The sequence below is a fragment of the Anoxybacillus thermarum genome (assembly GCF_000836725.1).
GTDB classification, from domain to species: Bacteria; Bacillota; Bacilli; order Bacillales; family Anoxybacillaceae; genus Anoxybacillus; species Anoxybacillus thermarum.
The window spans coordinates 1-656 of sequence record NZ_JXTH01000149.1 but is presented as its reverse complement, the minus strand read 5'-3'; the positions used below and the strand labels follow the sequence as shown (position 1 = coordinate 656).

At 50.0% G+C, this 656-nt stretch carries 1 protein-coding gene; it reads left to right on the top strand.

The features are described from left to right. The first annotated feature begins 353 nt into the window (after nucleotides 1–353). A complete protein-coding gene (locus tag LH47_RS14855; protein WP_043968819.1) occupies nucleotides 354–557 on the top strand; it encodes a hypothetical protein in 204 nt (67 codons plus the stop codon). Nucleotides 558–656 lie beyond the last annotated feature (99 nt).

Below are 656 nucleotides of genomic sequence, written 5' to 3'. Positions count from 1 at the left end.
ACATGCAACAACAGAAGGCAATGGATATGGCTGAAGGTTTGACAAGCGTTGTTGAAGCTGTCAAGGGGTTAGAGAGCAAGATAGACGCGCAACTGCTGAAACAGCGGAGCGAATCGGAATGACGAGCGGAGCAAAGCGAAGCGTCCCTTGATCGCTGGGTGGCTCCCTTTGGTAAGCTTTGCCGAGGTGCGCGGGAGCGTTTTTTCCCCGCGCGCCTCGCCCTTTAGGGTTTCCAAAGGGAGCAGGGCCCCAGTGGCAAGGGCGTCAATGGAGAGTAGCGGAGCGTTGGCAGTGCACTATATATTAACTTGATTTTAAAGAAACATTACGAGAAAAATTGGGGAGGTTAGGACATGGAAAGACTTGCGGAGTATAAGCGTCGGTATTGGGAGGCTATGAACGCGTCACGATCGCGACGTGATTTTCTATTGTCGGACATCATGATGGACATGGAACGTGAATTCCGTATTCCGTTTTTGCGTTCGGTAGCTGAACGGGAGGTTGACGCTGAAGTATTGCGTCTGTATCGCTTGATTTCGGGTAGTCGTTCGATATAGCAAAATTGGAAATAGTATTTACCCGCCCCTCTAATTAGCGGGTAAATGTGCACATTTTGTACAAAGGGGAGGGGGAGAAATGGAAATTCGGGTGTAGGG